The organism is Rhizobium sp. Pop5 (assembly GCF_024721175.1).
Lineage (GTDB): Bacteria > Pseudomonadota > Alphaproteobacteria > Rhizobiales > Rhizobiaceae > Rhizobium.
On record NZ_CP099399.1, the window covers coordinates 2,868,924 to 2,887,481 of the forward strand.

Below are 18,558 nucleotides of genomic sequence, written 5' to 3' on the forward strand. Positions count from 1 at the left end.
CCATTACGATCCGGCGCTGTCGATGCGCAAGCAGATAGGTGATTTGCATGACAGAATAACGAAGCAGAGCAGCAACGAATTCACGTTTAACGTGAAGCCGCTGCGATATGGCTTGAAATCGCGAAACTTTCCGGCAGCGAAAATTCGCAATGTGCATCGCCTGCGATACATATCGCCGCTTCCGCCAGCCGATGCGCGAGACCGAAGCTGACCTTGAAGCCGCCGGTCAAGGCGATAAGGCGCGGGTGATCGGGGTGGCGGCCGATCATCGGGTCGCGGTCGATCGCCTTCGGGCGAAGCCCCGCCCAACGCTCGACGACAGGTGCGTTTCGAAGCGCCGGTACGATGGCCCGCGCCGCATCGATCAGTACGTCGAGTTGGGCATCGGTCGAAAAAGGATCGTCGAAACGGTTCTCGCTGGTGCTGCCGATCGCGGCATGTCCGCCCTCATGGGCGACGACATAGAGCCCGTCGAGGAAGATCGTCGGCAGCGCCGGGTCGATATCCGCTTTCAACAGCGCCGCCTGGCCCTTCACCGGCTGGCCGAGCGGCTGCCTCAGCCCCGGCGTCAGATCCTGCAGCAGGGGAAAGGACTGATGACCGGCAGCCAGGATGCAGTGACGGAAAGCAATGGTTTCGCCGCCGATCTCGGCCGTGCCTCGATCGGGATCGAGACCCGCGACAACAGCATGTTCCACGATGCGCACATGTTTTGCCCGCCGCAGGAAGGCGACCAATGCCCCGATCAACGAGCGGGGCGCAACGCGGCCAGCGAGCGTGTCGTGGACGAAGCCGTTCTCACCGGCCGATTCCTCGACCCAGCCATCGACATCAGGCTCGTCGAGCACATGCCAGTGGAAGCGGCGCTCGCCTGCCCGCCAATGGCGTTCGGCATCCTCGGAATGCGCGCGGGCGATGTGGTTGAGATGCGGTTTCGGCAGCGGAATCAGCCGCCCCGACCTCGCATAACCGGCCGAAAGCCCGGTCGCGGCTTCAAGCGCTGCGATTTCGCCTTCGAGCGAAACCAGGGCATCGAACTGGAACTGCTTCTTCTCCGACCACCGGTCCGGCATATGCGGCATCAGCGCTCCGAGCAGGCCGCCGCTCGCCCCTCCTCCCAATCTGCCGGCATCGGCAAGAATGGTGGTCATGCCGCGCCGTTCGGCATGGACGGCCGCCCAGAGACCCATGATGCCACCGCCGATAATCAGCAAGTCTGAGAACGATTGACCGGACGCCGGCGCAGGACTATCGGCTTGTTCCATGGCAGAGATGAATCCAGATCAGATTGGCGCGGGCGCGCCGCAGCCGCTCGAATGGCGCGACGGCGATATGCCCTATTCCACCGCCTTTGGCGATCATTTTTATTGCCAGACAGACGGGCGGCTTGAATGCGGCCACGTCTTCCTCGCCGGCAACGGCCTGCCGGAGCGCTGGAACAGACGAGAGGCATTCGTGATCGGCGAACTCGGCTTCGGCACGGGCCTCAACTTCGCCGAAACCTGGCGGCAATGGAAGCTGCACCGCATAAGCGGCCAGCATCTGCATTTCATCTCCTTCGAACTCCACCCGATGCGTGGCGAAGAGATCGGCCGAGCGCTCTCGCACTGGCCGGAGATCGATGCCGAGCGCGAGGCGCTGACGGCGGCATGGCCGCAGACGCCTGTGGGTACCGTCTCGCTTGATCTCGATGCCCAGACGCGGCTCAGCGTCGTCTGCGGCGCGGCACTGGACGGCGTCGCAGCGGCAGAGCCTGGCTTCGACGCCTGGTATCTCGACGGCTTCGCCCCATCGCGCAACGGCGACATGTGGTCGGAGGAACTGATGTCTGCGGTCAACGAAAAGACCGTGCCCGACGGCACCTTCGCCACCTATGCCGCGGCCGGTTTCGTCCGCCGCAACCTCATCGCTGCCGGTTTCGCCGTCGAGCGCCGCAAAGGCTTCGCCGGCAAGCGAGAAATGCTCTGCGGCGTCAAGGCACCTTCGGCAAGCCGATAGATCAGTAGCTGGTACGCTCCGGCAGCTGCTCATCCTTGCCCAGCCATTGCCGGATCTTCTCCTCCAGCAATTCAGGGCTGATCGGCTTCGACATGTAGTCGTCCATGCCGGCGTCGAGGCATAGGTCGCGGTCGCTTTCGAGCGCATGGGCGGTGACGCCGATGATCGGCACGCGGCGGCCCTGCCCCTGTTCCAGTTTCCGGATCGTGCGGGTCGCTTCATGGCCGTTCATGACAGGCATCGAGACGTCCATCATGATGATGCGTGGCGTGTGGCTTTGCCAGGCGGCGACCGCCTCCTGCCCGTTGTTGACGACCAGGAAGGAAAGACCGGTTCCCTGCAGGATCTGGGTGAAAACGATCTGGTTGACCTCGTTGTCCTCGGCGACGAGCACGTCGACGAATTCGGCTGCGCGCGTCTGCGGCACGGGCGCTGACTCAGGCGCCGGCGCTGCCGCCTCGGCCTGCAGCCGGGCGATCTCGGCTTCCGAGACCTGCTTGACGCGACGGGCGCGCACCACTTCGACGACGGTGTTGCGCAGCACGTTGGCGCGCGCCGGCTTCATCAGATGCGCATGGCCGTTCAGTGCCGCGAATTCCTTTTCCGTGCCCGAAATATCCATCGAGGTCAGGAAGATGATCGGCAGCTCGACGAAACGGGGGTCGGCGCGCAGCCGGCGCGCGACATCGGCGCCGTTCATGTCCGGCATGTGATAGTCGAGCACGACGGCGTCGACGGTGACGCCGAGATCGGCTGCCGCCTCCAGGATCGCAAGACCGGTGCCGCCGCCCTCGGCGGCGACGCCGTCGAATCCCCAGAGCGAAAGCTGTTCGGTCAGGATGCGCCGGTTCACCTCATTGTCGTCGACAACGAGGATGCGTGCGCCCTGCACATTGATCGGCAGCGGCTTCGGCTCAAGGCGGGCGGCCGCCACTGCGAAGGGCAGGTTGACGGTGAAGACCGAGCCCTTGCCCCATTCGCTATCGACGTCGAGATAGCCGCCGAAGAGATCGACCAGGCCGGCGGTGATCGCAAGGCCGAGCCCCGTTCCCTCATGCCGACGGGTCGAGGAAGCGTCGACCTGCGAGAACTTGTCGAAGACCGATGCGAGCTTTTCGCTCGGAATGCCGATGCCGGTATCCTCGATGCGGATCGTCGCCATGATCTCGCCGCCGGCGATCGTCTCGAAGCCGACATCGACGAAGACATGGCCGCGCTCGGTGAATTTGACGGCGTTGCCGACCAGATTGGTCACGATCTGGCGGAAACGCCCGGCGTCGCCGATCACGGCGGCAGGCAGATCCGGTGCTGCCCGCACCAGAAGCTCGATATTCTTCTCGGCCGCATGCGAGGAGAGGAGCGTCGCCACGTCCTCCACCGCTTCGGTGATATCGAAGGCCGCTTTCCGCAACTTCATCTGCCCGGCATCGATCTTCGAGAAGTCGAGGATGTCGTTGATAATAGTCAGCAGAGCATTGCCTGATTTGACGATGATATCGATGAAGGTCTTCTGGCGCGTATCGAGATTGGTCTTGGCAAGCAGTTCCGCCATACCGAGCACGCCATTCATCGGCGTGCGGATTTCATGGCTCATATTGGCGAGGAATTCGGATTTGGCGCGGTCGGCGGCTTCTGCGCGCGACAGGAGCTCGCGCAGTTCTTCCTCACGGCTCTTGAGTTCGGTGACGTCGGTGAACAGCGCCACCCAATGCTGTCCCCGGCTGACCGTCGCATCCATGTTCACCCAGCGCTCGCCGCCGATGTGGAAGACGGCGGAAATCGGTTGCCCGGTCGCGATATTGGCGCGCCACTCCTGCAATATCTCGTCGGCGGCATCGTGGAAATCGCCGCGCGCCGCGCAGAATTCGAACATGCCGAGCCAGTCCCGCCCGGCCTCGATATGGTGAGGCGGGATCTGCAGGATGTCGGCCATCGCCTCGTTGGACATCTTGATGACGCCGTCCTGGACGATGGCGATGCCCTGCGACATGGCATGTGTCGCATCGCGCATCATTTCGCCGAGCCGCTCGAGCGCCGCGCGCGCCTCGTGGATTTCATTTTCCCGTTCGCGTACTGCCGAGATATCCGAATAGGTCAGCAGAATGCGATCGCTGGAGAGGCGGCGGCTGTCGAAGATCACCGATTTGCCGCCTGCCCAGCCGAGTTCGATCGGCTCGGGCTCTTCGGCTTCGAACAGGTGCTTGCGGAAGGCGTAGATCTCCTCCGGCGCCTGCGTTCCGTCGTAGCGCCCGAGCTCGTGGTTGCGGCGGATGACGTCGAGGAAAGGGCGGCCGTCGAAGCGATCGTCGAGCGGCAGCTCCCAGATGCTGTAGAATTCGTCGTTGCCGTAGACGATCCGGTGGTCGTTATCGAGGATCAGCACGCCGACCGGCAGCGAACGCAGGATGCTTTCGATATCCCGATGCAGTATTTCTTCCTGCTTGCGCGAAGCAATCAGCGCCTTCTCGCGTTCCTTGAGAGGCGAGATGTCGGAAAAGGAGCCGACGACATAGGTTCGCCCATCCGACGTCATGACGCGGTTGACGCGTGAGATGACCGGATAGATGTGGCCGCTCTTGCTCGGCATCTCGCTCTCGAGCTCCACCGATACGCCCTGTTCCAGCGCCAGCCGGTTTTCCTGGTAGATCGCCTCGCCACCTTCCCGACCGAACATTTCATGTTCGGTCATCCCCAAATACTCGGAGCGGGAATGGCCGCTGAAGGTCTCATAATACTTGTTGGCATAAACCAGGCGGTGCTCGTCGTCGCGCACGAAGACTGCAACAGGCAGGTCCTCCAGGACGGTGCGCAGAACGTCGAGTTCGTCGACGCTCTCACCCCAGGGCGAATCGCTGGCGCCCGCAGGCTTCTCCCCGTTGCGATAGGCTGAATTGACGACCAGCGGCCGGCCGTCTTTCGCAAAGATGCCGATCGGATGATCGAGCTTTTCCAGCGCCTCCCGCACCTCGGCGAAATCACCGGCAATTCCGGAATCGTTTACAGTCTTGAAGTTGCCGACACCAACGGCAACGGCGCGGCGCTCGCGCACTTCGAAAATGCCGAGCACATAGGCCCGATCCGGCGACGGAGAGAAGCTTTCGATCTCGATGCGCTCGTGGTGGAGGCCTGCGGCATCGAAGCAGATGGCGTTTCCTCGGTGCCGAATACCAGCGCCCGGCGTTCCCTGTCCTCGCGATCCTCTTCCTCGGGACGATCGAACAGCTCGCGGCTCCGCCTGCCGATGAAATCGGAAATCTCGCGGCCGAAGAAGTCGGCATAGGCCTCGTTGACGGCGATATAGCGCAGCTCGCTGTTCTTGACATAGGCCGGGGTGTCCAGATCAGCGATCCGGCGGCAAGCCAATTCCAGAATGTCCCCGGCTGATTTCAAGAAATTGTCGCTCCCGCAATGAATGAAATATCAACTACAAACACTATAACGCCAAGGCTTTTAACAAGGTTTTAACCATAAATTTGGTGGCGGAATTTTGCGAGCCGACTCACCAAGTTGAAGGCGCCTCACATTGGCAGCCGCGACTTGCACGGGACTGAAAGGCCGGCGCGACCGGCGGAAAGTCCCGCTCCGTCATCGTTCCTTTCCATGCCGGCATCCGTTGAAATCATGACGAAAATTTAATGCGGGAAGCGCTTGCGCGGCCATCGCGCCGCCGCGATCCCGGCCGAGTCTCGACACGGCTTTATGGAAGCCACCATGAAAGGAAAATAGCATGTCCGTTCTTCATAAGACCATGGCAACGGGCCTGATCGCGCTGACCTTTGCCGGCGCCTCGCTCGCCACCGCCACCACCGCCGATGCCCGCCCGCGCGACGCCTTCTGGGGCGGCCTTGCCGCCGGCGTCGTCGGCGGCGCCCTGCTGTCCGAGGCCGCCCGTCCCGCTTATCCTGCCTACCCCGCCTACGCCTATCGCCCCTATCCGGTTTACCGGACCTATTACCGGCCGTCCTATTGCCACCTCGAATGGCGGCACGACGATTGGGGCGACCCCTACCGCGTCAAAGTCTGCACCGAATAGAGAAACCGCATCCGGCGCCGCTTGACCTCCCGGCGGCGCCGGTCCAATCCTCCCAAAGAGGGAGGATCACCATGCCGGAACCGCTCAAGAACCTGCTGCATGAGGCGTTGGTCGCCGAGATGGGCGATCACATCGCCGCCAACGCGCCGTCCTTCGATCGGAGCCGCTTCGTGGCGCTGGCAACTGACAGCCTCCCGGCCCTGGAACTGATGGCGCGCTCGGCGCTGATCCGGGACGCGCTGTTTGTCACCCTTCCCAACGATTTTCCTGAAGCCGCCGCCATCCTGAAGGCAAGCCTGCCCACCCCCAGCCGGCCTGGACTGTCCAGCTGGATGCTGCTGCCGGTCAATCAGTTCATCGCCGCCCGCGGCCCCGATCATTTCGATCTCGGCCTAGATCTCCTGAAGGCGCTGACGCCGCATTTCACCGCGGAATTCGGCATCCGCCCCTTCATTCATCGCGACCAAGATCGGGCGCTTGCCGTCATCTCCGGCTGGGTCGGCGATCCCGACCGGCATGTGCGCCGGCTGGCAAGCGAGGGAACGCGGCCGCGCTTGCCCTGGGCCATGCGCCTGCCGCAGCTCGTCAAGGACCCGGCGCCGATCCTGCCCGTCCTGACCGCGCTGATGGACGATCCCGAGGATTATGTGCGCCGCTCCGTCGCCAATAGCCTGAACGATATCGCCAAGGATCATCCCGATCTGGTCGCCGGCTTCGTTGCCGGCCACATCGAGGGTGCCTCCACCGAACGCCGGTGGCTGCTGAAACATGCCTCGCGCACGCTGCTCAAGAAAGGCCACGCGCAGGCGCTCGCCAATTTCGGTTTCGGCGCGGCCACCTCGCTCGCCTGCGAACTGCGGCTCGCCAACAGCGAGGTGATCTTCGGCGAAGGGCTGGATTTCGAAATCTGCCTGACCAATACAGGCGAGACCACGCAACCGCTGATGATCGACTACGTCGTCCATCACGTGAAAGCCGACGGCTCGCTCTCGCCCAAGGTCTTCAAATGCAAGACCGTCACGCTCGCGCCCGGCCAAAGCCAGGCGATCGAACGCCGCCACGCCATCCGGCCGATCACGACGCGGCGCTATTATCCCGGCGAACACCGCATCGCCATCCTCGTCAACGGCGCGGAAAGCGCCTCGCAAAGCTTCGTGCTGAGAATGCCCTTGCTCGACCGAGATTAACGCTTTTTGTGCACTGCACTTGACTTTCCCAGCAAACTAGCCCAAATGCGGCTCAGCTTTCACCCTTCCGGCCGCCGCGTGAGCGTGCCCCTGCTCGAAAATACGAAACGCAGGAAGAAGGGACAAAAGCGCATTTCGACAGAGCGCCGCACTCCCAAGAGCGGCCAGAAGCGCTGGAAAGCTTTTTCCAACTCACAAGTTCCCACTTCACGCGGGGTTCTTGACGCCAGAATGAAACCGGATCGCATGGTGCGTTCCGGCGCTAGTCGTTGTGGCGCCCCGAAAGGTTATGCCTTGACCAATTTTGAATCGCTTGGTGTCTCCAAGCCGATCGTCGCCACCTTGTTCCAGCTCGGCATCGAAACGCCGACGCCGATCCAGGAACAGTCCATTCCTCTCCTCATATCAGGCCGCGATCTGATCGGCCTTGCCCAGACCGGCACCGGCAAGACAGCCGCCTTCGGCCTGCCGCTCATCGAAAAGCTGCTCGCCGACGAGCGCCGCCCCGACAACCGTACGACACGGACGCTGATCCTGGCGCCGACCCGCGAGCTGGTGAACCAGATCGCCGAGAACCTGAAGAAGTTCATCCGCAAGTCGCCGCTGCGCATCAACGTCGTCGTCGGCGGTGTGTCGATCAACAAGCAGCAGCTGCAGCTCGAAAAGGGCACCGATATCCTGGTCGCCACCCCCGGCCGCCTGCTCGATCTCGTCAACCGCCGCGCCATCACGCTGACGACGGTGCGCTATCTCGTGCTCGACGAAGCCGACCAGATGCTCGATCTCGGCTTCGTGCATGATCTGCGCAAGATCGCGAAGCTGGTGCCGAAGAAGCGCCAGACCATGTTGTTTTCGGCCACCATGCCGAAGGCGATCGCCGATCTCGCCGGCGAATATCTCGTCGATCCCGTCAAGGTCGAAGTCACGCCTCCCGGCAAGGCTGCTGACAAGGTCGAACAGTATGTCCACTTCGTCGGCGGCAAGAACGACAAGACGGAACTGCTGCGCAAGTCGCTGACCGAAAACCCCGATGGCCGCGCCATCGTCTTCCTGCGCACCAAGCACGGCGCCGAGAAGCTGATGAAGCACCTCGACAATATCGGCTATTCCGTCGCCTCGATCCATGGCAACAAGAGCCAGGGCCAGCGCGAGCGGGCGCTGAAGGCCTTCCGCGACGGCAGCATCAAGACGCTGATCGCGACCGACGTTGCCGCCCGCGGCATCGACATCCCGGCCGTCAGCCACGTCTACAACTATGATCTGCCGGAAGTGCCCGACGCCTATGTCCATCGCATTGGCCGCACGGCGCGTGCCGGGCGCGACGGCATCGCCATTGCCTTCTGCGCACCTGATGAAGCCAAGCTGCTGCGTGATATCGAGCGCCTGATGGGCATCGACATCACGATCGCGAGCGGCGAACCGCCGGCCCATATCAGCAATAGCGGCCCTCGCCGCGGCAATGGCAATGGCAACAACCGCAACCGCGGCGGCCAGGGTCGCGAAGGCAGTGGTCGCGGCGAAGGCCGTGGCGACCAGAACCGTTCCGAGCATCGCGGCAGCCGCCAGGACCGCCGCCCGCGCCGTGAAGGCGAAGGCAGCGAAACTCGCGCCAGCGGCAGCGAAGTTCGCGCCGGCGGTGAAGAACGCCGTGAGCGCCGTCCGCGTCCCGAGCGCCCCGGCCGGAATGAAGATTTCCGCGGCCAGCGCCGCGGCGAAGCGGCTCCGAATCTCGGCCCCGACAATGATCTGGCCTCGACCTCCGATTTCCGTCCGGCAAAGTCGCAGCGCCCGGCCCATGGCGGCCCCAATGGCCATCATGCCAATGGCGAGCCGAGCGGTCATCATCGCGGCAACGGCCGCCATGCCCACGGCCGGCCGGCCCGCAAGCACGGCGACGATCGCGGCCCGCAGCAGGCCCAGGGCGGCGAACAGCGCCGCGACGGCAATGGTGGCAACCGCCGCGGCGGCTCCGGCTCCCGCAACGGTGGCCAGCGCCGCGAACGCGCCTGATCATCGATCGACTGAAAAGCGGAAAGGCCGGGTTCTCCCCGGCCTTTTTCGTTGTCTACGCCTCTGCCGGCCTTTGCTGCCCGGCTGCCCGGCGGTTCGTCAGGTAGACGCCCGTCACGACGATCACCGTGCCCAGAATCAGCGGCAGCGTGAGCGGTTCGCCGAAGGCAAGGAAGGCCTCAAGCGCGACGGTCGGCGGCATCAGGTAGATGAGCGAGGCGGCGCGTGAGACCTGCCCTCGGCGGATCAGATAAAGCAGCAGCCCGACGCCGCCCATCGACAGGCCGAAGACCGACCAGACGAGCGCGCCAAAGGCTTGAGCCGAACCATCGAAATGCTGGTGCTCGAAGATCAGCGACAGCGGCAGGGTGAGGATCAGCGCGCCGACATATTGCAGCGTCGCAATGGTTCTGAGATCGCCGGATTGCAGGTGTTTCTTCTGATAGAGCGTGCCGTAGGTGACGGAGCCCATCGCCATGAGGTTGATCGCCAGCGGCAGCGCGGCATGGCTGAGATCGGCCGTTGCGGGGCCGAAAAGCTTCGGTGAAATGGCGATGGCGATGCCGACGAAGCCGAGGCCAAGGCCGAGCTTCTGCGTCTGTTGCAGCCGCTCGCCGACGAGAAAAGGTGCCGCCATTGCCGTCAGCAGCGGCTGCAGCGCCGCGATGATACCCGATATGCCGGCAGGCACACCATTGGCGATCGCCCACCAGAGACCGCCGAGATAGAAACCATGCAGGAAGAAGCCGGAATAGATGGCGCGCAGCCATGTCGCCCGGCTTTTCGGCCATTGCGCCCGCATCACCAGGCAGAGCGCCAGGAAAGCCAGGGCCGACAGCCCGTACCGTATCGAAAGAAAGGTGAAGGGCTCGGAATGCAGCGCCGCATATTTCGCCACCACCCATCCCGTGGACCAGAGAAAAACGAAGACGGCGGGGGCGAAGCGGTCAAGGGACATGGGCGGCTCTGATGACAAAGGATGCCGTGCTGATAGCCGCCTCCTGCGGTCGCAGTCAAAGGCGAAGCATTGATGCTTATTTGAAATTTCGCTGATGGCTGGGTGGACGGCGTGCCTGGCCACAGGAAAAAGCGTGTGCAGTTGATCTGCGCTTCGCACCCACCTCACCGAACGAAAAACAATCACCTGCTCATATTTTGCGCAGCCTGTGCGAAGCAGCCGTCCCGCACGCCTCGCCTCATCGCTCCAAATGCCCGGATTTTGACCTTTTTCCCGCAACGCAAAATCTTTTCCCCGAACTGCGCATGGTTCTTGCATTGCACATAACGTTGTATTCAAATGAACAAAAAAGGGGAGCCGCACCTTTGGCATTTGATGAAATGATGACTGGGGACGAAAGTCCTCGCCCGCCTTATGAAAAATATTTCGAATGGTACAACAGCCAAGACAGGGCGCATCTGATTGCCAAGTCCCGCGATGCGGAGAACATCTTCCGGAAGACCGGCATCACCTTCGCGGTCTACGGTCACGCCGATAGCTCCGAAAAGCTTATTCCCTTCGACATCATCCCCCGCGTCATCTCCGCCCGCGAATGGCGCAAGCTCGCCCAGGGCATCGAGCAGCGGGTGATCGCGCTCAATGCCTTTCTGGACGATATCTACCACAAGCAGGAGATCATCCGCGCCGGTCGCGTTCCGCGCGAGCTGATCGAGAACAACGTCACCTTCCTGTCCGAGATGATCGGCTTCCGCCCGCCCGGCGGCGTTTATACCCATATCGTCGGCACCGACATCGTGCGAACAGGCGAAGACCAGTTCTACGTGCTGGAGGATAATGCCCGCACCCCTTCCGGCGTCAGCTACATGCTGGAAAACCGGGAAACCATGATGCAGATGTTCCCGGAACTCTTCCATGCGAACAAGGTGCAGCGCGTCGAGGATTATCCCTACCTCTTGCGCCAGAGCCTCGCCTCGCTCGCCCCTCCCGGCTGCGCGGGCAAGCCGCGCGTCGCCGTCCTGACACCGGGCATCTACAATTCCGCCTACTACGAGCATTCGTTCCTCGCCGACATGATGGGCGTCGAACTGGTCGAGGGCTCGGATCTGCGCGTCATCGACGGCAAGGTGAAGATGCGCACGACCCGCGGCTATGAGGCGATCGACGTGCTCTATCGCCGCGTCGATGACGACTTCCTCGATCCCCTGACCTTCCGGTCCGATTCCGCGCTCGGCATTCCTGGCATCATGGACGTCTACCGCTCCGGAAACATCACCATCGCCAATGCGCCGGGCACCGGTATTTGCGATGACAAGGCGATCTACTCCTACATGCCCGAGATCGTCGAATTCTATACCGGCCGCAAGGCGCTGCTCGAAAACGTGCCGACCTGGCGCTGCTCGGAAGCATCGAGCTTGAAATACGTGCTCGAGCACCTGGAAGAGCTTGTTGTCAAAGAGGTGCACGGCTCCGGCGGCTACGGAATGCTTGTGGGACCGACGGCCTCGAAGAAGGAGCGCGCCGATTTCGCCGAGAAGCTGAAGGCCAAGCCGAACAACTACATCGCCCAGCCGACGCTGTCGCTCTCCACCGTGCCGATCCTCGTCAACAAGGGGATCGCGCCGCGCCATGTCGACCTTCGCCCCTATGTGCTGGTTTCCGACAAGGTCCAGATCATTCCGGGCGGGCTGACCCGCGTAGCGCTGAAGCAGGGCTCGCTGGTGGTCAATTCCAGCCAGGGCGGCGGCACCAAAGATACCTGGGTACTGGAGGACTGATGCTCGGAAGAACGGCAAACGGCCTCTACTGGATGTTTCGTTACATCGAGCGCGCCGAAAATATCGCTCGCCTGGTCGATGCCGGGCTGCGCATGTCGCTGACCCGCAGCAGCGCCGGCGACGACAACTGGGACGGCGTGCTGCAAAGTGCGGGCGTGCGCGAGGCCTATGACGAGGGCCACGCAAAGCTGACCAATGCCGATGCGATCGACTATCTCCTGCGCGATCGCTCCAACCCGTCGAGCGTCATGTCCTGCATCGAATCCGGCCGCAACAATGCCCGCATGGTGCGCACCGCCTTGACGCGGGAGACCTGGGAAGCGACCAACGAATGCTGGATCGAGCTGAAGGCGCTGCTCGAAAAGCGCGTGAAGGCGGCCGATCTGCCCGAGGTGATCGACGTCATCAAGCGCCGCGCCGGCCTCATCCGCGGTGCCTTCCATGGCTCGACGCTGCGCAACGAGCTTTATAATTTCGCCCGCATCGGCACCTTCATCGAGCGGGCCGACAATACGAGCCGCATCCTCGACGTGAAATACTACGTGCTGCTGCCGTCGGTCTCGGCGGTCGGCTCCTCGCTCGACAATGTGCAGTGGGAATCGATCCTGCGCTCGGTCTCCGCGCACCGCGCCTATAGCTGGGCCTATGACGGCGAATACCGGGCGATGAACATCGCCGACTTTCTGACCCTCAATGTGCAGATGCCGCGCTCGCTGGCCTATTGCTATGAGAAGATCGTCAGCAATCTCGGCTATCTCGCCCAGGATTACGAGGAGCGGCTTCCCGCCCACGATACGGCCGACGCGATCCGCACCACGCTGCAGACGCGGGCGATCCGCGACATCATGGATCAGGGCCTGCATGAGTTCCTGGAGGATTTCGTCTCGCGCAACAACCAGCTCGGCATGGAAATTTCCAACGGCTACCGGTTCTACGTTTAAGCGGATGAAAATATGAGACTGAAGATCAGCCACCTCACCGAATACCGCTACGACGAACCGGCGCAGTTCTCCCTGCAACGGCTGAGACTGACGCCGCCGACGACATCAGCCCAGAAGGTGCTCGGCTGGTCGCTGAAGGTCGAGGGCGCCACACCTGAGGTCGAATATGACGACCAGTACGGCAATCACGTCAACCTGGTCTCGCTCGAAGGCGAACAGCAGGTGACGCGCATTCTCGCCGAAGGCGAGGTCGAAACGGCTGATCTCAACGGCGTCACCGGCCCGCATACCGGTTTCTGCCCACTCTGGCTCTTCCTGCGCGAGACGCCGCTCACAAAGGGCGGCAAGCTGGTCAAGGAACTGATCAAGAGCGTCAGTGGCGACAACGAACTCGCCCGCATGCATGCTCTGATGGCGGCGATCCATGAGGTCGTCGACTACAAGCCCGGCACCAGCGACACGGCGACGACGGCGGAACAGGTGCTCGAGAAGAAGAGCGGCGTCTGCCAGGATCATGCGCATGTCTTCGTTGCCGCCGCCCGCGCCCTGAAGGTGCCGGCGCGTTATGTCTCCGGCTACCTCATGATGGAGGAAAAGGTCGAACAGGCGGCGACCCATGCCTGGGCCGAAGCCCATATTCCCGGCCTCGGCTGGGTCGGCTTCGATCCCGCCAACGAGATCTGCCCGGATGCGCGCTACATCAGGCTCGCCGCCGGCCTCTGCTACCGCGACGCCGCGCCGATTTCAGGCATGCGCATCGGCACGCCTGGTGAAACGCTGTCGGTCACGGTGAAGGTAGAAGACAGCGGCCAGATGCAAAGCCAGAGCCAGAGCTGAGCGGCACCGAAGGACAGAACGCGGCCTCTCGTTTTCCCCTTCTCCCCTCGGGGAGAAGGTGCCCGTAGGGCGGATGAGGGGGCCGCCGGCGCTGGTCTTTCAAGAACTCCCATGCGTGCTTCGACAGTACTGGTTCGACTAATCTACGTCTCGGGTAGGCATTGCCGTCGGCTTGGCGGAATAGCTTGTGGAAAGGGCACGCCGTGTAGCCCCCTCATCCGCCTGCCGGCACCTTCTCCCCGAGGGGAGAAGAAATTTGCCGCAGCCTCTCCGTCCCTTGCACGCTCTCGCAGCGCGTACTTTCGCCCCCGCGAGCATGACGAAGGAATAGCTTCGCGCCTCGCAAACATCCAAAGGCGGGGCTCTCACCCCGCCTTTTCAACGATCCCAATCTCGGATGCGTCCCTGTTTAGTGGCTGTCCTTGCCGACAGCGTTTCCGCGGCATCCCTTGAGGAAGTCGAGGTCGGCGCCGGTATCGGCCCCTTCGACATGCTGCTGATGCAGGAAGGCGTAGCCCGACGTCGGTAGATCGTGGTTCGGCTGCCATTCGGCGAGACGCCGCGCCAGTTCCTCGTCTGAAATGTCGAGATGCAGGCGGCGGTTCGGGACGTCGAGCTCGATCATGTCGCCGTTCTTGACGACCGCGAGCGGTCCGCCGACGGCCGCTTCCGGAGAGGTGTGCAGCACGACGGTGCCGTAGGCCGTTCCGGACATGCGGGCATCGGAGATGCGCACCATATCGAGGATGCCCTTCTTCAGCACCTTAGGCGGCAGGCCCATATTGCCGACTTCGGCCATGCCGGGATAGCCCTTCGGTCCGCAGTTCTTCATGACCATGACGCAGGTCTCGTCGATGTCGAGATTGTCGTCGTTGATCTTGGCCTTGTAGTCGTCGATGTCCTCGAACACGACTGCCCTGCCCCGATGCACCAGGAGATGCGGCGAAGCTGCCGAAGGCTTCAGCACCGCGCCCTTCGGCGCGAGATTGCCGCGCAGCACGACGATGCCGCCCGAAGAGGTCAGCGCCTTTTCAGCAGGCAGGATGACATCCTCGTTCCAGTTGACGACTTCCTTGACCTCGTCCCAGACGGTTTCGCCGGAGACCGTCAGCGCGTCCTTGTGCAGAAGACCAGCCTCGCCGAGGCGCTTCAGCACGACAGGCAGGCCGCCGGCATAGAAGAACTCTTCCATCAGGTATTTGCCCGACGGCATCAGGTTGACGATTGTGGGAACGTCGCGGCCGCAACGGTCCCAATCGTCAAGCGAAAGATCGATCCCGACGCGGCCGGCAATCGCCAGCAGGTGGATGACGGCATTGGTCGATCCACCGATCGCCGCATTGGTGCGGATGGCGTTCTCGAAGGCTTCCTTCGTCATGATGTCGGAAGGCTTCAGATCGTCCTTGACCATCTGGACGATGCGGCGGCCGGTCAGCTGCGCCATCACCTTGCGGCGGGAATCGACGCCCGGGATCGCGGCATTGCCTGACAGCGCCATGCCGAGCGCTTCGGCCATTGAAGCCATCGTCGAAGCGGTGCCCATGGTGTTGCAGGTGCCCGACGAACGGCTCATCGAGGCTTCGGCCTCGAGGAACTCGGCCTGCGTCATCTCGCCGGCCTTCACCATTTCGGAGAATTTCCAGAGATGCGTGCCGGAACCGACGCGCTCGCCGCGGAAATAGCCGTTCAGCATCGGGCCGCCAGTGACGACGATCGACGGCAGGTCGCAGGATGCCGCCCCCATCAGCAGCGACGGCGTGGTCTTGTCGCAGCCGACGAGCAGCACGCAGCCATCCATCGGCTGGCCGCGGATCGCTTCCTCAACTGCAAGTGCAGCAAGGTTGCGGTACATCATCGCGGTCGGGCGGAAGGTGTTTTCGGATGCGGAGAACACCGGCACTTCGAGCGGGAAGCCGCCGGCCTCCCAGACACCCGCCTTCACCTTCTCCGCGAGTTCTCTGAGATGACCGTTGCACGGGGTCATGTCAGACCAGGTGTTGAGGATGCCGATCACCGGCCGACCGTCGAACAGGTCGTGCGGATAACCCTGGTTCTTCAGCCAGCCACGGTGATAGATCACGTCGCGGCTCGTGCCGCCGTACCATTCCTGCGACCTAAGCCTGCGCGGCCATTCCGCTTTCTTCTTCATAATCTCTGTCCTTCAGGATACCCCCGGACCGCCTCGTACGGACCGGGTCATCTCGCTTTGTCTTAAGCCAGCGTGTAGGCCGTCTTGACGGTTGTGTAGAACTCGGCGGCGTATTTGCCCTGCTCGCGCGGACCGTAGGACGAGCCCTTGCGGCCGCCGAACGGAACGTGGAAATCGACGCCTGCCGTCGGCAGGTTGACCATGACCATGCCCGCTTCCGAATTGCGCTTGAAGTGCGTCGCATGCTTCAGGCTCGTCGTGGCGATGCCGGCCGAAAGGCCGAACGGCGTGTCGTTGGCGATGGCAAGCGCCTCGTCGTAGTCCTTCGCCCGGATCACCGAGACCACAGGTCCGAAGATCTCTTCGCGCGAAATGCGCATCTGGTTGGTCGCTTCGGTGAACAGCGTCGGCTGCAGGTAGAAGCCGGGCGTGTCGCGGGAAACGAGCTCGCCGCCGAAGGCGAGCTTGGCGCCTTCCGACTTGCCGATCTCGATATAGTCCGTATCGGTCTTCAGCTGTCGTTCGTCGACGACGGGGCCGATATGCGTGCCGGCCTTCAGCGCGTTGTCGACAACGAGCGTCTTCAGCTTCTCGGTCAGAGCCGCGACGAACTTGTCATGGATGCCTTCGGTGACGATCAGGCGTGACGAGGCGGTGCAGCGCTGGCCGGTGGAGAAAAAGCCGGAATTGGCGGCTGCTTCCACGGCAACATTGAGGTCGGCGTCGTCGAGCACGACCATCGGGTTCTTGCCGCCCATCTCAAGCTGGAACTTGCGGTTATGCTCGATGGAGGCGGCGGCGACGCGCCTGCCGGTGCCGGTGGAACCGGTGAAGGTGATGCCGTGAACATCGGGGCTTTCGAGCATGGCCTGGCCGACGACCGAGCCCTTGCCCATGACGAGGTTCAGGACGCCCTTCGGCAGTCCGGCGCGATTGAGGATATCGACGATCGCCCAGGAGCAGGCCGGCACCAGTTCGGCCGGCTTGAAGACGATGGTGTTGCCGTAGCAGAGCGCCGGCGCGATCTTCCAGGCCGGAATGGCGATCGGGAAGTTCCACGGCGTGATGATGCCGATGACGCCGAGGCCCTCTCGGGTGATTTCGACGCCGATATTCGGGCGAACCGACGGGATGACTTCGCCGGCCAGCCGCAGGGCTTCACCAGCGAAGAATTCGAAAATCTGTGAGGCGCGGATGACTTCGCCGGTCGCTTCCGGCAGCGTCTTGCCCTCTTCGCGGGCGAGCAGCGCGCCGAGCTCGTCCTTGCGCGCCATGATCTCATCGCCGGTCTTCTTCAGGATGACGTGGCGTTCCCAGATGCCCGAGCGCGACCATGCGGGAAAGGCGGCCTTGGCGGCGGCGATGGCGTTGCGAGTGTCTTCTGCGCTGCCATCGGCATAGAGGCCGACGACCTCGTTCGTATCCGACGGGTTGATGTTCTTCGTCGCGTTCGTGCCGACCCATTCGCCGGCAATCAGGTTTTGATAAATGGTCATGGGCTCAACAAGCCTCCTTTACCGTTTACATCACGGCCCGGCCACGATCGCGGCCAGGCCTCGAAAATCAGAGCTGCTTGACGGCGATCTCTTCTTCGGCCGCCACCTTCAGCGGATTGCGCAGCGGCAGGCCGAATTCGGCGACTTCGATCTCGAAGACATCGCCCTCTTCCGTCTTGATACCGTCAGCGAAGGAAAGGGTCGCCGTACCGAACATATGGACATGAACATCTCCCGGCGCACGGAAGAGACCATATTTGAAATGGTGATATTCCAGATTGGCGAAAGTGTGCGACATGTTCGCCTCGCCGGAGAGGAACGGCTTTTCGAAGATCACCTTGTCGCCGCGCTTGATGCGCGAGGTGCCGCGAATATCGTCAGGCGCCGCACCGACCCTGATTTCCGGGCCGAAGCTTGCCGGACGCAGCTTCGAATGCGCGAGATAGAGATAGTTCATCCGCTCGGTGACGTGATCGGAAAATTCGTTCGACAGCGCAAAGCCGATGCGGAAGGGCGCGCCGTCCTTGGCAATCACGTAGATGCCGGCCATTTCAGGCTCTTCGCCGCCGTCGAGCGCGAAGGAAGGCGAGATAAGCGGCGCGCCAGGGGCAGCAGCGCCATGGCCGTTGCCCTTGTAGAACCATTCGGGCTGCACGCCCTTTTCGCCAGCCTTCGGCTTGCCGTTCTCCAGGCCCATCTTGAACATCTTCATCGAGTCGGTGAGCGTTTCCTCGGCCGCCTCGGTGGTCTTCTTGTGCATGGAATCGCGGGTTGCCGCGGAGCCGAGATGCGTCAGTCCCGTGCCGGTCAGATGCAGGTGGGCGGCATCGGGGTGGGTAATCGGCGGAAGGAAGCGGCCTTCCGCATAGGCCTTTTCAAGATCGACGGCATCGCCGTAACCATGGGCTTCGATAACCGCGGCAAGCGACTTGCCGCCGTCCGCCGCTTCCATCGCCAGCGCATAGACGCTGCCGGCGTTCTTGACCGATTTGGCAGCGCCGCCCTGCTCGCGCACGGCGACGACGATCTCTCCGTTGGCACCCTTGATTTGCGAAATAAGCACGTCTTCGATCCTTCTCGTTCCGGCGAAGACCCGAAAAAGCTCCGCCTGTCCGGCTCCGTCAGGAGCCGGAATTCAACTTTCATATGACTGCGAATGCCTGGCTGCGCTTAG

General features: G+C 62.7%; 12 protein-coding genes and 1 pseudogene. 7 read left to right on the forward strand and 6 right to left on the reverse strand.

Annotation, left to right across the window (positions count from 1 at the left end; genetic code table 11):
• Positions 1-86: 86 nt before the first annotated feature.
• The gene (locus NE852_RS16540) at positions 87-1,265 is read right to left on the reverse strand and encodes an FAD-binding oxidoreductase (RefSeq protein ID WP_008530546.1); all 1,179 of its coding nucleotides are present in this window, start codon (positions 1,263-1,265) and stop codon (positions 87-89) included.
• Here NE852_RS16540 and mnmD point away from each other — a divergent pair.
• A complete protein-coding gene (gene mnmD / locus NE852_RS16545) occupies positions 1,264-1,998 on the forward strand; it encodes a tRNA (5-methylaminomethyl-2-thiouridine)(34)-methyltransferase MnmD (protein WP_008530545.1) in 735 nt (244 codons plus the stop codon). The two genes, NE852_RS16540 and mnmD, sit on opposite strands and share 2 nt — an antisense overlap.
• Position 1,999: 1 nt before the next feature.
• Here the strand turns inward: mnmD and NE852_RS16550 are convergent.
• Positions 2,000-5,388, reverse strand: a pseudogene (locus NE852_RS16550) (response regulator).
• Positions 5,389-5,725: 337 nt separating this feature from the next.
• Here NE852_RS16550 and NE852_RS16555 point away from each other — a divergent pair.
• The 3 genes from NE852_RS16555 (at position 5,726) to NE852_RS16565 (ending at position 9,228) form a co-directional block, all read left to right on the forward strand.
• A complete protein-coding gene (locus tag NE852_RS16555) occupies positions 5,726-6,031 on the forward strand; it encodes a hypothetical protein (protein ID WP_008530539.1) in 306 nt (101 codons plus the stop codon).
• 71 nt (positions 6,032-6,102) lie between these two features.
• On the forward strand, positions 6,103-7,218 hold the full coding sequence (locus tag NE852_RS16560; protein WP_008530537.1) for a DNA alkylation repair protein: 1,116 nt from the start codon (positions 6,103-6,105) through the stop codon (positions 7,216-7,218).
• A gap of 246 nt (positions 7,219-7,464) precedes the next feature.
• Positions 7,465-9,228, forward strand: coding sequence for a DEAD/DEAH box helicase (locus NE852_RS16565; RefSeq protein WP_258156711.1), 1,764 nt, complete (start codon positions 7,465-7,467; stop codon positions 9,226-9,228).
• Positions 9,229-9,283: 55 nt separating this feature from the next.
• On the opposite strand, the gene NE852_RS16570 is transcribed toward NE852_RS16565, so the two are convergent.
• A complete protein-coding gene (locus NE852_RS16570) occupies positions 9,284-10,186 on the reverse strand; it encodes a DMT family transporter (RefSeq protein ID WP_008530530.1) in 903 nt (300 codons plus the stop codon).
• 365 nt (positions 10,187-10,551) lie between these two features.
• On the opposite strand from NE852_RS16570, the gene NE852_RS16575 reads away from it, so the two are divergent.
• The 3 genes from NE852_RS16575 to NE852_RS16585 are packed head-to-tail and all read left to right on the forward strand — an operon-like array spanning position 10,552 to position 13,739.
• Positions 10,552-11,961 carry a circularly permuted type 2 ATP-grasp protein gene (locus NE852_RS16575; protein ID WP_008530527.1) on the forward strand — a complete coding sequence of 470 codons (1,410 nt, stop codon included), beginning with the start codon at positions 10,552-10,554 and terminating at the stop codon, positions 11,959-11,961.
• Entirely contained in the window at positions 11,961-12,902 is a 942-nt protein-coding gene (locus NE852_RS16580; RefSeq protein ID WP_008530526.1) for an alpha-E domain-containing protein, read from the forward strand. Before NE852_RS16575 ends, NE852_RS16580 begins: the two co-directional genes overlap by 1 nt.
• Positions 12,903-12,914: 12 nt before the next feature.
• Positions 12,915-13,739: a transglutaminase family protein gene (locus tag NE852_RS16585; RefSeq protein WP_258155845.1), complete on the forward strand. Its 825-nt coding sequence runs from the start codon at positions 12,915-12,917 to the stop codon at positions 13,737-13,739.
• A 409-nt stretch (positions 13,740-14,148) separates the two neighbouring features.
• Here the strand turns inward: NE852_RS16585 and araD are convergent, their stop codons facing one another.
• From araD to araD1, 3 genes are all read right to left on the reverse strand, one after another.
• Entirely contained in the window at positions 14,149-15,888 is a 1,740-nt protein-coding gene (gene araD, locus NE852_RS16590; protein ID WP_258155846.1) for an L-arabinonate dehydratase, read from the reverse strand.
• A 62-nt stretch (positions 15,889-15,950) separates the two neighbouring features.
• Positions 15,951-17,384 (reverse strand): aldehyde dehydrogenase family protein, encoded by a 1,434-nt coding sequence (locus tag NE852_RS16595; RefSeq protein ID WP_008530519.1) that lies wholly within the window; start codon positions 17,382-17,384, stop codon positions 15,951-15,953.
• 67 nt (positions 17,385-17,451) lie between these two features.
• Positions 17,452-18,447 (reverse strand): AraD1 family protein, encoded by a 996-nt coding sequence (gene araD1, locus NE852_RS16600; RefSeq protein ID WP_008530518.1) that lies wholly within the window; start codon positions 18,445-18,447, stop codon positions 17,452-17,454.
• Positions 18,448-18,558 lie beyond the last annotated feature (111 nt).

What these genes read in the sequence shown, in the direction of transcription:
- mnmD (WP_008530545.1), top strand. Translation starts at nt 1,264, where the DNA reads ATGGCAGAGATGAATCCAGATCAGATTGGCGCGGGCGCGCCGCAGCCG.
- NE852_RS16540 (WP_008530546.1), bottom strand. Translation starts at nt 1,265, where the DNA reads ATGGAACAAGCCGATAGTCCTGCGCCGGCGTCCGGTCAATCGTTCTCA.
- NE852_RS16555 (WP_008530539.1), top strand. Translation starts at nt 5,726, where the DNA reads ATGTCCGTTCTTCATAAGACCATGGCAACGGGCCTGATCGCGCTGACC.
- NE852_RS16560 (WP_008530537.1), top strand. Translation starts at nt 6,103, where the DNA reads ATGCCGGAACCGCTCAAGAACCTGCTGCATGAGGCGTTGGTCGCCGAG.
- NE852_RS16565 (WP_258156711.1), top strand. Translation starts at nt 7,465, where the DNA reads ATGGTGCGTTCCGGCGCTAGTCGTTGTGGCGCCCCGAAAGGTTATGCC.
- NE852_RS16570 (WP_008530530.1), bottom strand. Translation starts at nt 10,186, where the DNA reads ATGTCCCTTGACCGCTTCGCCCCCGCCGTCTTCGTTTTTCTCTGGTCC.
- NE852_RS16580 (WP_008530526.1), top strand. Translation starts at nt 11,961, where the DNA reads ATGCTCGGAAGAACGGCAAACGGCCTCTACTGGATGTTTCGTTACATC.
- NE852_RS16585 (WP_258155845.1), top strand. Translation starts at nt 12,915, where the DNA reads ATGAGACTGAAGATCAGCCACCTCACCGAATACCGCTACGACGAACCG.
- araD (WP_258155846.1), bottom strand. Translation starts at nt 15,888, where the DNA reads ATGAAGAAGAAAGCGGAATGGCCGCGCAGGCTTAGGTCGCAGGAATGG.
- NE852_RS16595 (WP_008530519.1), bottom strand. Translation starts at nt 17,384, where the DNA reads ATGACCATTTATCAAAACCTGATTGCCGGCGAATGGGTCGGCACGAAC.